The organism is Variovorax sp. 10N412, from assembly GCF_056394985.1.
The window spans coordinates 606,041-617,924 of sequence record NZ_JBFTIO010000002.1; the positions used below are offsets into that span (position 1 = coordinate 606,041).

An 11,884-nucleotide genomic window follows, 5' to 3' on the forward strand; every position below is an offset into this window, starting at 1 on the left:
GCCTGCCAACGATAATCGCTCCACATGCATCCGTCTCCCCCAGCATCCGGCACGGCGGCACCGCCCGCCGAACCGGCCGTCGCCCATCCGCAGTCGCCGCGCGACCTGTTCGTTTCGTTCACCTGGCTGGCGCTTCAGGGCTTCGGCGGGGTGCTGGCCATCGTGCAGCGCGAGATGGTCGAGAAGAAGAAATGGCTCACACCCGAGCAGTTCCTCGAAGACTGGGCCGTGGCCCAGGTGATGCCCGGCCCCAACGTGATCAACCTCGCCCTGATGATCGGCGACCGCTACTTCGGCCTGCGCGGTGCGCTGGCCGCCGTGGCGGGCATGCTGACCATTCCGCTGGTCGTGATCCTCGCGCTGGCGGTGCTCTATGCCCACTACGCCGGCAACCCGCAGGTCGCTGCTGCGCTGCGCGGCATGGGTGCGGTGTCGGGCGGGCTGATTGCCGCCACCGGCATCAAGCTGGTGCCGCAACTGCGCAAGCACCCGCTGGGCTTTGCCACCTGCCTCGCGTTCATGACACTGGTGTTCCTGGCCATCGCGGTGTTCAAGGTTCCGCTGGGCTGGGTGCTGCTGGTGGTGGGCGGAGTCGCTTGCGTGTGGACCTGGAAGAAGATCGGCCCATGAGCGCGCGCCGGGCCGCCCCAAGCAAGCTCGCGCCGCAGCCGAAGGCGGAGGTTTTGCGATGACCATTGCGATGCACTGGCACGACTGGCTGGCGCTCTTCGGGCAGTACATGCTGCTGTCGCTGCTGTCGATCAGCGGCGCCATCACCACGGTGCCCGACATGCACCGCTACCTCGTGGCCCAGCACGGCTGGCTGACCGATGCGCAGTTCAGCTCGTCGGTGGCCATCGCGCAGGCCGCGCCCGGGCCCAACGTGCTGTTCGTGGCGCTGATGGGATGGAACGTCGGGCTCAACGCGGGCGGCGGCATCGGCGCCGGGCCCGGCGCCTGGGTGCTCGGCTTCTTCGGCCTGATGGTCACCATGGTCGGCATCATGCTGCCCAGCACCACCCTCACCTACTTCGCCACACGCTGGGGACACCGCAACCGCACCCGGCGCGAAGTGCGCGCCTTCAAGCAGGGCATGGCCCCCGTGGTCGTGGGCCTGCTGGTCGCCACCGGCTGGGTGCTGTCCGCGGGTAACCATGCTGGCAATGCGCCTGCCTGGCACCTGTGGGCGCTCAGCGGCGTGGCTGCGCTTATCGTCTGGCGCACGCGCATCCACCTGCTCTGGCTGCTCGGCGCCGGTGCGGTGCTGGGCGCCGTGGGCTTCGTCTGACCGTTCAACCTTTTTCCCTTCCCTTCTTCAGGAACACTTCGACATGTCGCAACTTCGCCCGCTCGGCCGCTCCGGTCTCCTGGTTTCTCCGCTCGCCTTCGGCGGCAACGTGTTCGGCTGGACCGTCGACGAGGCAGCCTCGTTCAAGCTGCTCGACGCCTGGGTGGACGCGGGCTTCAACTTCGTCGACACCGCCGACGTGTATTCGAGCTGGGTGCCGGGCCACACGGGCGGCGAATCGGAAACCATCATCGGCAAGTGGCTCAAGCAGAGCGGCAAGCGCAACCGCGTGGTGCTGGCCACCAAGGTCGGCAAGCCGATGGGCGAAGGCAAGGTGGGCCTGTCGCCTGCGTACATCCGCGAAGCCGTCGAAGCCTCGCTGCGGCGCCTGCAGACGGACCACATCGACCTGTACCAGTCGCACGACGACGACGCCAACACGCCGCTCGAAGACTCGCTGGGCGCCTTCGACGAACTGATCAAGGAAGGCAAGGTGCGCGCCATCGGCGCGTCGAACTACACCGCGCCGCGGCTCAAAGAGGCACTGGACGTGTCCGAGCGCCTGGGCATCGCCCGCTACGAGAGCCTGCAGCCGCTGTACAACCTGTACGACCGCGCGGTGTTCGAAGACGCACTGGAGCCGCTGTGCGTGAAGCGCGAAGTGGGCGTGATCAACTTCTATGCGCTGGCTGCCGGCTTCCTGACCGGCAAGTACCGCACCGAGGCCGATGCCGCCAAGAGCGCGCGCGGCGCCAACACCACCAAGAAATACCTCAACGAGCGCGGCCTGCGCATCCTCGACGCGCTGGACAAGGTGGCCCAGCAGTACAACGCCAAGCCGGGCCAGGTCGCCATCGCATGGCAGATCGCGCGCCCGGGCGTGACGGCGCCCATTGCCAGCGCGACCTCGATCGCGCAGCTCGAAGAACTGGTGGTGGCCACGCAGCTGAAGCTGGACGCCGGCACCATCGAGATGCTCGACCGCGCCAGCGCCGAGACCGCCGCCGCCTGACGGTGCCCCGGCAATGAGCGTGTTCGATTCCATCGCGGCGCCCGCGCTCGAGCACTTCGCCGACCTGCGCGTCGAGGTGGGCGTGCCGCAGGTGCTGGGCAACAGCCCGCGCGGACTGCGCCGCATCGTGCCGATCACGGGGGGCGAGGCCGTCGGCCACGGGTGGCGGGCGCGCGTGCTGCCCGGCGGAAGCGACTTCCAGCTGATCGTGAGCGACACGCTCTCGGAGCTCGACGCGCGCTACGGCCTGGAGACGGATGCGGGCGACCTCGTCTACGTGCAGAACCACGCAGTGCGTGCGGCGTCGCCGGAGGTCATGGGCAAGCTGCTGCGCGGCGAGCCTGTGGACGCGTCGCAGGTCTACTTTCGCTGCAGCCCGCGCTTCGAGACCGCCTCGCCGTCGCTGAAGTGGATCAACGAACGCATGTTCGTGGGTGCCGGCGCGCGCCATCCCGCCGAGGTGGTGATGCGCTTCTACGCGCTGGTGTAGCCGTTCAACCGTCGACCGGGTTCAGCGGTGTCGCCAGGATGCGCTGGTAGAACGCCACGTCCAGCCAGCGGCCGAACTTGAAACCGGCCTGGCGCACCGTGCCGGAGTGCTCGAAGCCCAGACGCTCGTGCAGCGCGATGCTGCCGGCGTTGGCCGCGTCGATGGCGCCGACCATCACGTGCACGTCGCGCGCGATCGCTTCGGCAACGATGGCCTCCATCAGCGTGCGGCCCAGGCCCTCGCCGCGGTGGGCGCTGTCGACGTACACCGAGTGCTCCACCGTGTACTTGTAGGCGGGAAAGGCGCGGAACGCGCCGTAGCTCGCGAAGCCCAGCAGCTTGCCGTCGTCGTCCACGGCGCCGATCACCGGGAAGCCGCCGGAGCGCTTGGCGGCGAACCACGCAACCATGTTCTCGCTCGTGCGCGGCTTGTAGTCGTACAGCGCGGTGGAGGTGACGATGGCGTCGTTCAGGATGGCAAGAATCGCCGCGGCGTGCGCTTCTTCGGTGCAGGGGATGAGACGCATGGGAGTCCTCGGTGGAAGTTTCACTCGGGTCACTGGAGACCGTTCAATATAGGAGAATAATAATCTCATATGAGAAACGATTCATCCCCCAGCGCCCCGCCCGGCGAGAACATCGACGCGCTCATTGCCACCCGCCTGCTGGCGCTGCGGCAGGCGCAAGCGCTGAGCCTCGCCGAGCTGGCCGAGCGTTCGGGCGTGAGCAAGGCGATGATTTCGAAGGTGGAGCGCGCGCAAAGCAGCCCCACGGCCGTGCTGCTGGGCCGGCTGGCCGCGGGGCTCGGCGTGCCGCTGGCGCATTTGCTGACGGCAGACAAGGCGCAACCGCAGCGATTGCGAAAGCGCGCCGCGCAAGATGTGTGGCGCGACCCCGAGGCCGGCTACCTGCGCAGGCAGGTCGCCGAGCGCCAGGCAGGCAGCGGCGTCGAGCTGGTCGAGGTCGAGCTGCCGCGCTCGGCGCAGGTTGGCTATCCGCGCTGGAGCGGCAAGCCGTACCGGCAATGCCTGTGGATGCTCGAAGGCGCACTGCGCGTGGACTATGGCGACGATCGTTTCGAACTCGCCCCCGGCGATTGCCTGGACTTCGGCGTCGACCGGCCGCTGGTGTTCAAGGCGCTCGGCCGCAGCGGCTGCCGCTACCTGCTGGTGGCCAGCCCAGAGTAGGCAGGCTCCCACATGCACAGGCGGCACACGCCGGTGCGGGGCGCGGCCCGGGTCGGGATACTGCATGGCATCTCAGCTTCTGGAGGAACGACCATGTCTTTCGCGCTCTACATGATCGGTTTCGTGATTTTCCTGGGGGGCCTCATCTGGGGCGCCTCCGTGGCCGGCGTGCCCACGCTCTACATCGGCATCGGTGCGGTGATCCTGCTCGGCATCGGCATCTTCAGTGCGGTCGGCCGCACGCGCGGCAAGGACCCGTCCTGAGTTCACACAGGCTTCACGCCGCGCGCACAGGCGGCAGCTAACTTCGATGGCGCACTGCAGGAACGCGGTGCGCGTCGAAACCGTTGGCTGCCATGCACACCTCTTCCAGTCTTTTCTCCCCTCTCGCTTTCTCATCCACTGCACCCGAGCCGGCCTTTTCACCTGTGGCTGGCCACGGCATAGGCAACCTCAAGGTCGACCTGCTTGTCGTGGGCGCGAGCTTTGCGGGCCTCGCGTGCGCGCGGGCCGCGGCCCTGGCCGGGCTCAGCGTGATGGTGCTGGAGAAGAAGACCTGCGCTGGCGCCAAGCTGCACACCACCGGCATCATCGTCAAGGACGCCGTGGACAGCGTGCCCTGGCTGGCTGAAGTGCCGCCCGCGCTCGTGCGCCGCATCGACGGCGTGCGGCTCTACGCACCCGACATGCGCCATGTCGACCTGCACGCGCCCGGCTACTGGTTCTGGGCCACCGACGCGCCCTGCCTGCTCGACTGGATGGTCGATTCGGTGCGGGCCTGTGGTGTGGACGTGCGCCTGGGCACGCTGTTCGAGCAGGCGCTGTGGATCGACGGCCGCTGGGAAGTGCCAGTGACGCAAGGCCCCTGCATCACGGCCACCTACCTCGTGGGCGCGGACGGACCGCATTCGCGCGTGGCCAAGGCACTCGGCCTGTCGCGCAACAAGCACTTCCTGTACGGCGTCGAGCATGAGTACCAGGGCGCCCGCATGGCGCCCGACCTGCTGCATTGCTTTGTCGACCGGAAACTTGCACCGGGCTACATCGGCTGGGCGCTGGACGGCGTGGGTGTCAGCCAGATCGGCCTGGCACGGCGCATGGGGCGCCACGCGGCGGGCGACGCCAGCGCGCTGAAGCTCGACCCGCTGCTGCGCAAGATCGCCTCCGTGGTCTCGCCCGGAGAGGCCCCGCCCGTCGCGGTGCGCGCCGGAATGATCCCCTGCGGCGGCGTGCTGCCGGTGGTCGCGCGGGAACGGGCGTTGCTGGTGGGCGATGCGGCCGGCATGGTGTCGCCGGTGACGGCGGGCGGCATCCACACCGCGCTGCAGCACGGCGAAGGCGCGGGCAAGGCGGTGGCGCGCTTCGTGCGCGGCGAGGTCGGCGACCCCGCCACGTGGTTCGTGCGCGGCTACCCAGGCTTTAGGCTCAAGCGCACGCTGCGCTGGGCCTTCGACCACTTCCAGAGCGACTGGCTGTTCAACCGCCTGCTGGGCACGCCGCAGATGCGGCGCATGGCGGAACTCGTCTACTTCCACCGCAAGGGTGCAGCGCTGCCCAGGCGCTGAGGCGGGCGATCAGGCGCCGCGCTGGCGCATGGCCTCGTAGAGGCACACGCCGCTGGCCACCGAGACGTTCAGGCTCTCGACCGCGCCGGCCATCGGAATGCTCACCAGCTCGTCGCAGGTCTTGCGCGTGAGCTGGCGCATGCCCTCGCCTTCGGCGCCCAGCACCAGCGCCAGCGGCCGCTTGAAGTCGCTCTGGTAGATGGTGCCCGGTGCATCGTCGCTGGTGCCCACGCACCAGATGTTGCGTTCCTTCAGCTCGTTGAGCGTGCGTGCGAGGTTGGTGACCATGAAGTACGGCACGGTCTCGGCCGCGCCGCTCGCCACCTTGGCCACGGTGGCGTTGATGCCGGCCGCATGGTCCTTGGGCGCGATGACCGCATGGGCACCGGAGCCGTCTGCCACGCGCAGGCAGGCGCCGAGGTTGTGCGGGTCGGTCACGCCGTCGAGCACCAGCAGCAAGGGCACGGTGCCGGCCGCTTCGAGGCCTTCGAGCAGTTCGTCGAGCGAATGGATCTGCGCGACGGGCTCCACGCGCGCCACCACGCCCTGGTGGCCATGGCTGCCGCTGAGCTTGGACAGCCGAAGGCCGTCGGCCTCGACCAGCCGCACGCCGGCGTCCTGCGCACGCGCAATGAACTGTTTCATGCGCGCATCGCGCCGGCTGGTGTCGAACATCACTTCGAGCACCGACTTGGGCGCGGTCTTGATGCGCACGCCCACGGCATGGAAGCCGAAGATCACTTTGGGAGAAGACATATACCCCTGATTATCCCTACCCTCAGGCGATCGGCAGGCCGCTGAGCGCCCGGGTGCGCTCGTCGTGCAGTTCCTGCACCGCCCGCGCGCTCGGATGCACGCTTTCGAGCTTGCCCACGCTCTCCAGGTACTGGCAGGCGGCGTGGCCTTCGGCGGCCTTCTCGTAGCGCGCGATCCAGGCGTCGCGCTCGGCCAGACGGTCGGGCGACACCGGCCACACGCCCCGGCGCGGCCGCACGTGCTCGTCGATGCCGATGCGCCAGGGCTTGGCGCTCAGGCGGGCGCGAAAGCAGTTCTGGTTGCGGCACATGCGCGCGTAGACCTTGTCCACCCCCAGTGCATGGAAGCAGTCGGCCACGGCGATGTCCGCGGCATTGAACACATCGTGCATGGCCAGCAGGCGAAAGCCCCCGGGCGTGCGGTAGACGCGCAGGTGCCAGTCGGGATGCTGGTGCATGAAGCGCCCGATGCGCTCGGCCGCCAGCTTCTCGGGCGTGGGGTTGCCGCTGGGCTCGCCGCGCTTCTTGCGCTTGCCGATGACCCAGGCCACGGCGAAGACCACGAAGAATGCGATCAGCCCGCCCAGCCAGGTCTTGGCGGCCCAGCCGCCGACCACACCGGCCATCAGCGCCGGCACCAGCGCAAAGAGAAACAGGCTGCCGCGCAACGGCTGCTCGAAGTCGATGTCGACGAACATCACGTCGGGCGTGTTGAGACAGCGTGCGCCGTAGGTGTTGCGCGTGACGACGGTGTCGCCCTGGCGCTCGACGATCTCTTCGCGGATCGGCACGCCGTCGGCGCCGTTGTAGGCCCGCTTGCGCTCGCGGCGATCGAGCTTTTCGCCCCTGGCGATGCGTTCGAACGCTTCGCGCGTGCGCTGGTCCGCGTGGGCCTGCGCGGCCAGCGGGCTCTCGTCGGACCAGCCATGGCGGCGCACGGTGATCTGCTTGCCGTCGACACGCGCCTGGATGCGGCCTTCGGCCCAATGCTGCGGAACGATCATCGGCTCAGAGGTCTCGCCCGAAATACAGCCACGCCATGAGCGCCGCCAGCACGACGATCACCACCGGCAGCCACTTGTAGCCGCTGCCCTGCACTCGCCCCGGCTCGTCCATCGGACGAGGGGGCATGGCCGTCGGCATCGGGCCGAAGCCGCCGGCCGCCGGGTCGTCGTGCTTCTCGACCAGCCGCTTGGACGCGGCCAGGCCCAGGCCGGTGGCTTCGCGCGTGAGGCGGACGGCCTCGACCTTGTTGCCCTGCGCCAGGGCCTTGAGCGCGGACGACGGCATCGACGCGAAGCCGCGGTCCTGCATGGCGACGGCGGGGGCGCTGCGCCCGCCAGCGTTTTCTTCGTCCCCCGCTTCCATGCGTGCGGCATGGCGTTCGACCGCTTCCTTGGCCGACCTGAGGTCCATGCCCGTGCGGTCGCGCACGATCTTGATGGCCTGGATCAGCCTTCCGCTCTGCAGTGCGTCGACGGCGTCGGGGGGAAGTTCTTCCATGCGGTCTCCTCGAATGTTCTTTGCTATTTATTTAATAGCTTATCGCGCTTGTCAGACGGGCGCTACGGCAGCTTTTTCATTAATCGCGACGCGCCCGGCCTCGATGGTGATGCGGCGTTCGCAGCGGGCCGCGATGCCCCGGTCGTGCGTGACCAGCACGAGCGTGGTGCCGAGTTCGCGGTTCAGGTCGAACATCAGCCGCATGACCTGCTCGCCGGTGGCGAAGTCGAGGCTGCCGGTGGGTTCGTCGGCCAGCAGCAGCGCCGGCTGCACCACGAAGGCGCGGGCCAGTGCCACGCGCTGCTGCTCGCCGCCGGACAGCACCTTCGGATAGTGGCCCAGCCGCTGGCCGAGGCCGACCCGGCCCAGCATCTCGGTGGCGGCCTTGCGTGCATCCTTGCGGTTGGCAAGCTCCAGGGGGAGCATCACGTTCTCCAGGGCACTCAGGTTGCCGAGCAGCTGGAAGCTCTGGAACACGAAGCCCACGCGCTGGGCGCGCACCGCGGCGCGCTCGTCCTCGTCGATGGCGAAGATGTCCTCGCCGGCAATGCGCACCGTCCCACGCGTGGGCGTGTCCAGCCCGGCGATGATCGACAGCAAGGTGCTCTTGCCGGAGCCTGAAGCACCGACGATGGCGGCGGTTTCCCTCGCTCCGAGGGTGAAATCGATGTCCTGCAGAATGTCCAGCGTACCGGTCGAGTCGGTGACGGACTTGAAGACATGCTCGACGGCAACAATGGCATCAGACGGGGGTTGGGACATGGAAAGGCTTTGGTTTTGAATCGACGTGACTTTATCTTGACCACCGCCGCGCTCGGCAATGCGGGGCTATGGGCGACCGCGGCGCAGGCCCAGGTTTCGACAGCGGCAGGCAAGCCGGTGATCCTGGTGCTGGGCGATTCGCTCAGCGCAGAGTACGGCCTGAAACGCGGCGAAGGCTGGGTACCCTTGCTGGAGAAAAGGCTTGCGCAACAGAAGGTTGCGGCGACCGTGGTCAACGCCAGCATCAGCGGCGACACGAGTTCGGGCGGGCGGGCGCGTTTTCCATCGCTGCTCGCGCAGCACAAGCCCAGCCATGTGGTGGTCGAGCTCGGTGCCAACGACGCCTTGCGCGGCCTGCCGCTGTCGGACACGGAAAGCAACCTGCTGCAGATCGCCAAGGCCGCGCAGGCCGCGGGGGCGAAGGTGCTGATCGTCGGCATCCAGGTGCCACCCAACTACGGCGGCGACTACACGCGGCGCTTCGAGGCGGTGTTCTCCAAGGTGGCGAGCGCAACGAAGTCGGCGCTCGTGCCCTTCCTGCTCAAGGGCGTGGCCGATGCGCCCGATGCGATGTCGTTGTTCCAGGCTGACCGCATCCACCCCACGGCGGCGGCGCAGCCGCAGCTGCTGGACAACGTGTGGCCCGAGCTGCGCAAGCTGCTGCCGAAATAAGAAACCGCCGCACCAAATAAAAAGCCGCCGCAGGCGCAGGCCGGCGGCGGCTTCTCGATCGGTACGCCAGGAACGGATCAACCGTTCTTGGTGGGCAACTCGGGCACCGTGGGTGCATCGCGTTCGAGCGAGGCCACATCGGTTTCCGGGTCTCCGGGGGCCAGACCGTCGCTGCTCGGCGAGAGTTTGCGATTCGCCTTTTCCCGGAGCTTTTCTTCCTTCTTTTTTCTCTTGGCCAGTTCTTTCTGGCGCTTCTCGTAGCCGTAATTGGGTGTTGCCACTGCTTCTCCTTGGGCGAGGCAGTCAGGGTGACTGCGCGTGGCCTACTGTAAGCGATAACGGTGCAGTCCCGAGACGGTACCCAAGGCGGGCCTCAAGGAGCGGAAGCGATCTTTTACATCCTGGCCAGCGCCTGCTGCAGATCGGCGCGCAGATCCCCCACGTCCTCCAGTCCGACCGAGAAGCGAACCAGCGTGCCCTTGTGGGGCCAGCGCGCCACGCTCGCGTCGCGCATCAGGCCGATGTCGTAGGGCACCACGAGGCTGATCGGGCCGCCCCAGGAGTAGCCGAGGCGGAACAGCCGCAGGCTGTCGCAGAAGCGGTCGACCTGCTCGGTGCTGTAGCGCTCGTCGAACACCACCGAGAACAGGCCGGCGGCCAGGTCGGTCTCGCCACACAGCGCGCGCCAGTGGACATGGCCCGGCGAGTCCTCGAGCGCCGGGTGCAGCACCTGCGCGATTTCATCGCAGCCGTTGAGCCAGCCGGCCAGTTCGCGCGCGGCGCGGTCGTGCGCCGCGTAGCGCAGCGAGATGCTGGGCAGCGAGCGCAGCAGCGTCTCGACGTCGCCCACGCCGATGCCGAAGCCCATGCGCATGTGCGTGAGCTTGAGCGCGCGGTGCAGGCGCTCGTCGCGCGTGATCACGCTGCCCATCAGCACATCGCCGCCGCCGCTCGGGTACTTGGTGAGCGCGTGCACCGAGATGTCGACGCCCTGCCCCGTGCCATTGAAATCGAAGGGCGCGAAGGCCAGGCCGGCGCCCCACGTGTTGTCGAGCGCGGTCATGACGCCGCGCGCACGGCAGATGTTCACCAGCGCGGGCAGGTCGGGGAACTCCATCGTCACCGAACCCGCCGCTTCGACCCACACCAGCCGCGTGCGGTGCGACAGCTTGGCCGCAAGGTCGGCCGGGTTCATCGCGTCGTACATGCGGTGCGTGATGCCGAAGTTGGCCAGCTCGCCGGTGGCCAGCGCCTTGTTGGGGCCGTAGGCGTTGTCGGGAATGAGCACCTCGTCGCCTGTCTTCAGGAAAGCGAAGGCCACCAGCGTGATGGCGGCCAGCCCGCTGGGCACGAGCAGGCATTCGGTGCCGCCTTCGAGCGTGGCCAGGCGCTCTTCGAGCGTGAAGGTGGTGGGCGTGCCGTGCAGGCCGTAGGTGTAGCCGGCCTTGGTCTTCCAGTCGCGCGCACGCATCGCGGCCACATCGGCGAAGAACACGGTGGATGCCTTGAACACGCCGGGCTGCGGCGCGGCGAAGGTGGCGGGCGGGGTGTAGGGGTGGTGGATCAGGGTCGTGGAGGGCTTGCTCATGCGGCAATGCTAGCGTCACTGGAGAGCACCCACGCGCCCCTCAGTTCGAACAGGTCTTGCGGGTTGCGAGCTTCAAGCGCATCGGCAACGAGGCGATGTGAAGGGCGGGCTTGTCGCGGTTGCGCCGCACAATGTGCCATCGGGCGACAGCACGCCCCTCAGGAGAAGCCTTCGGCATGCAGCTGACGCGTCCCCCTCTTGCCCACCTGCGGCCCTTCGTGCGGCTGCTGTGGGCCTCGGCACCCGACGGTGCGCCCGCACGGCGGCCGGGTGCGCGCGAGCATGTGCTGCCGACCGGCGGCATGCACCTCGTGTTTCGGCTCGGCGGGCCGCCGCTGCGCCTGTTTCGCGACGACGCCGATGCGCACGGCTTCACGGTGGGCCACGCGATGGTGGGCGGAACGCGCTGCGCATTCTTCGTGCGCGATGTGTCGCTCGAGACGCGCTCGGTCGGCGTCATGCTGCAGCCAGGCGCGGCCCGGGCGCTGCTCGGCGCGCCGGAAGACGCGCTGGCCGATGCCCATACGCCGCTCGACGCGCTCTGGGGCGCGGACGCAGGCTTCGCACTGGAGCAACTGCACGGCGCAGGCGCTCCCGCGCGGCAACTCGCGATCGTCGAAGCCCTGCTGACGGCACGCCTTGCCGCCCGCGCGATGCATGGCCTGCACCCCGCGGTGGCGCACGCCCTGTCCAGCCTGTCGAGCGCCGGCGCCCATGGCGACGCCGCGCAAGCCGGCGCCATCGGCGCGCTGGTGAAGCACAGTGGCTACAGCCACCGGCGCTTCATCGCCCTCTTTCGCGGCATGACAGGCCTGGCGCCCAAGCAGTACGCACGCATGCTGCGCTTCGACCGCGTGCTCGCGCTGTCCGCCATGAACCCCGCCCTGCCCTGGGTCGACCTCGCGCTGCAGGCCGGCTACAGCGACCAGGCGCACTTCAGCCGCGACTTCCTGGCGATTGCCGGCATGTCGCCCCAGGCGTACCGGCGCGCGGCGCCGAGGACCTCGCGGCATGTGCGCATCTGAAGCGCGTGCGAACAGGTCAAATTTGTCCAAGACCTGAA

At 68.6% G+C, this 11,884-nt stretch carries 16 protein-coding genes; 9 read left to right on the plus strand and 7 right to left on the minus strand.

The genetic code is table 11. The annotated features are described in order from the left end of the window. The first annotated feature begins 24 nt into the window (after positions 1-24). Genes AC1DJH_RS08415 through AC1DJH_RS08430 form a run of 4 tightly spaced genes read left to right on the plus strand, consistent with a single transcriptional unit; the run spans position 25 to position 2,790 of the window. A complete protein-coding gene (locus tag AC1DJH_RS08415) occupies positions 25-630 on the plus strand; it encodes a chromate transporter (protein ID WP_472114765.1) in 606 nt (201 codons plus the stop codon). Positions 631-688: 58 nt separating this feature from the next. Beyond that, entirely contained in the window at positions 689-1,288 is a 600-nt protein-coding gene (locus AC1DJH_RS08420; protein WP_435438636.1) for a chromate transporter, read from the plus strand. A gap of 43 nt (positions 1,289-1,331) precedes the next feature. Further along, on the plus strand, positions 1,332-2,300 hold the full coding sequence (locus AC1DJH_RS08425) for an aldo/keto reductase (protein WP_478185370.1): 969 nt from the start codon (positions 1,332-1,334) through the stop codon (positions 2,298-2,300). A 13-nt stretch (positions 2,301-2,313) separates the two neighbouring features. Beyond that, the gene (locus tag AC1DJH_RS08430) at positions 2,314-2,790 is read left to right on the plus strand and encodes a DUF3237 domain-containing protein (RefSeq protein ID WP_435438634.1); all 477 of its coding nucleotides are present in this window, start codon (positions 2,314-2,316) and stop codon (positions 2,788-2,790) included. Between the two features lie 4 nt (positions 2,791-2,794). Here AC1DJH_RS08430 and AC1DJH_RS08435 read toward each other — a convergent pair whose 3' ends face one another. Continuing rightward, the gene (locus AC1DJH_RS08435; RefSeq protein WP_478185371.1) at positions 2,795-3,316 is read right to left on the minus strand and encodes an N-acetyltransferase family protein; all 522 of its coding nucleotides are present in this window, start codon (positions 3,314-3,316) and stop codon (positions 2,795-2,797) included. A 69-nt stretch (positions 3,317-3,385) separates the two neighbouring features. On the opposite strand from AC1DJH_RS08435, the gene AC1DJH_RS08440 reads away from it, so the two are divergent. The 3 genes from AC1DJH_RS08440 to AC1DJH_RS08450 all read left to right on the plus strand — a co-directional run bounded on the left by AC1DJH_RS08440 (position 3,386) and on the right by AC1DJH_RS08450 (position 5,541). Beyond that, positions 3,386-3,976, plus strand: a complete 591-nt coding sequence (locus tag AC1DJH_RS08440; RefSeq protein WP_478185372.1) for a helix-turn-helix domain-containing protein — start codon at positions 3,386-3,388, stop codon at positions 3,974-3,976. A gap of 93 nt (positions 3,977-4,069) precedes the next feature. Next, positions 4,070-4,240, plus strand: coding sequence for a hypothetical protein (locus tag AC1DJH_RS08445; protein ID WP_177206563.1), 171 nt, complete (start codon positions 4,070-4,072; stop codon positions 4,238-4,240). A 164-nt stretch (positions 4,241-4,404) separates the two neighbouring features. Continuing rightward, on the plus strand, positions 4,405-5,541 hold the full coding sequence (locus AC1DJH_RS08450; protein ID WP_478185373.1) for an NAD(P)/FAD-dependent oxidoreductase: 1,137 nt from the start codon (positions 4,405-4,407) through the stop codon (positions 5,539-5,541). 9 nt (positions 5,542-5,550) lie between these two features. Here AC1DJH_RS08450 and rlmB read toward each other — a convergent pair whose 3' ends face one another. From rlmB to AC1DJH_RS08470, 4 genes are read right to left on the minus strand one after another with little or no spacing between them, the layout of a single operon-like run. Next, on the minus strand, positions 5,551-6,297 hold the full coding sequence (gene rlmB / locus AC1DJH_RS08455; protein WP_435438630.1) for a 23S rRNA (guanosine(2251)-2'-O)-methyltransferase RlmB: 747 nt from the start codon (positions 6,295-6,297) through the stop codon (positions 5,551-5,553). Between the two features lie 22 nt (positions 6,298-6,319). Further along, the gene (locus tag AC1DJH_RS08460; protein ID WP_478185374.1) at positions 6,320-7,300 is read right to left on the minus strand and encodes a hypothetical protein; all 981 of its coding nucleotides are present in this window, start codon (positions 7,298-7,300) and stop codon (positions 6,320-6,322) included. A gap of 4 nt (positions 7,301-7,304) precedes the next feature. Further along, positions 7,305-7,799 (minus strand): hypothetical protein, encoded by a 495-nt coding sequence (locus AC1DJH_RS08465; RefSeq protein ID WP_478185375.1) that lies wholly within the window; start codon positions 7,797-7,799, stop codon positions 7,305-7,307. 51 nt (positions 7,800-7,850) lie between these two features. Then, the gene (locus tag AC1DJH_RS08470; RefSeq protein ID WP_435438627.1) at positions 7,851-8,561 is read right to left on the minus strand and encodes an ABC transporter ATP-binding protein; all 711 of its coding nucleotides are present in this window, start codon (positions 8,559-8,561) and stop codon (positions 7,851-7,853) included. A 36-nt stretch (positions 8,562-8,597) separates the two neighbouring features. Here AC1DJH_RS08470 and AC1DJH_RS08475 point away from each other — a divergent pair, with 36 nt between their 5' ends. Next, positions 8,598-9,233, plus strand: coding sequence for an arylesterase (locus tag AC1DJH_RS08475; protein ID WP_478185376.1), 636 nt, complete (start codon positions 8,598-8,600; stop codon positions 9,231-9,233). Positions 9,234-9,310: 77 nt separating this feature from the next. Here the strand turns inward: AC1DJH_RS08475 and AC1DJH_RS08480 are convergent, their stop codons facing one another. After that, a complete protein-coding gene (locus tag AC1DJH_RS08480; RefSeq protein WP_435438625.1) occupies positions 9,311-9,514 on the minus strand; it encodes a hypothetical protein in 204 nt (67 codons plus the stop codon). 113 nt (positions 9,515-9,627) lie between these two features. Further along, on the minus strand, positions 9,628-10,821 hold the full coding sequence (locus AC1DJH_RS08485) for a PLP-dependent transferase (RefSeq protein WP_478185377.1): 1,194 nt from the start codon (positions 10,819-10,821) through the stop codon (positions 9,628-9,630). A 176-nt stretch (positions 10,822-10,997) separates the two neighbouring features. Between AC1DJH_RS08485 and AC1DJH_RS08490 the strand changes: the two genes are divergently transcribed. Further along, entirely contained in the window at positions 10,998-11,846 is an 849-nt protein-coding gene (locus tag AC1DJH_RS08490) for a helix-turn-helix domain-containing protein (RefSeq protein ID WP_478185378.1), read from the plus strand. Positions 11,847-11,884 lie beyond the last annotated feature (38 nt).

Bases quoted from the DNA above. Each gene is read 5' to 3' on its own strand.
- AC1DJH_RS08415 (WP_472114765.1), top strand. From the start codon at position 25: ATGCATCCGTCTCCCCCAGCATCCGGCACGGCGGCACCGCCCGCCGAA.
- AC1DJH_RS08420 (WP_435438636.1), top strand. From the start codon at position 689: ATGACCATTGCGATGCACTGGCACGACTGGCTGGCGCTCTTCGGGCAG.
- AC1DJH_RS08425 (WP_478185370.1), top strand. From the start codon at position 1,332: ATGTCGCAACTTCGCCCGCTCGGCCGCTCCGGTCTCCTGGTTTCTCCG.
- AC1DJH_RS08430 (WP_435438634.1), top strand. From the start codon at position 2,314: ATGAGCGTGTTCGATTCCATCGCGGCGCCCGCGCTCGAGCACTTCGCC.
- AC1DJH_RS08435 (WP_478185371.1), bottom strand. From the start codon at position 3,316: ATGCGTCTCATCCCCTGCACCGAAGAAGCGCACGCCGCGGCGATTCTT.
- AC1DJH_RS08440 (WP_478185372.1), top strand. From the start codon at position 3,386: ATGAGAAACGATTCATCCCCCAGCGCCCCGCCCGGCGAGAACATCGAC.
- AC1DJH_RS08445 (WP_177206563.1), top strand. From the start codon at position 4,070: ATGTCTTTCGCGCTCTACATGATCGGTTTCGTGATTTTCCTGGGGGGC.
- rlmB (WP_435438630.1), bottom strand. From the start codon at position 6,297: ATGTCTTCTCCCAAAGTGATCTTCGGCTTCCATGCCGTGGGCGTGCGC.
- AC1DJH_RS08460 (WP_478185374.1), bottom strand. From the start codon at position 7,300: ATGATCGTTCCGCAGCATTGGGCCGAAGGCCGCATCCAGGCGCGTGTC.
- AC1DJH_RS08465 (WP_478185375.1), bottom strand. From the start codon at position 7,799: ATGGAAGAACTTCCCCCCGACGCCGTCGACGCACTGCAGAGCGGAAGG.
- AC1DJH_RS08470 (WP_435438627.1), bottom strand. From the start codon at position 8,561: ATGTCCCAACCCCCGTCTGATGCCATTGTTGCCGTCGAGCATGTCTTC.
- AC1DJH_RS08485 (WP_478185377.1), bottom strand. From the start codon at position 10,821: ATGAGCAAGCCCTCCACGACCCTGATCCACCACCCCTACACCCCGCCC.
- AC1DJH_RS08490 (WP_478185378.1), top strand. From the start codon at position 10,998: ATGCAGCTGACGCGTCCCCCTCTTGCCCACCTGCGGCCCTTCGTGCGG.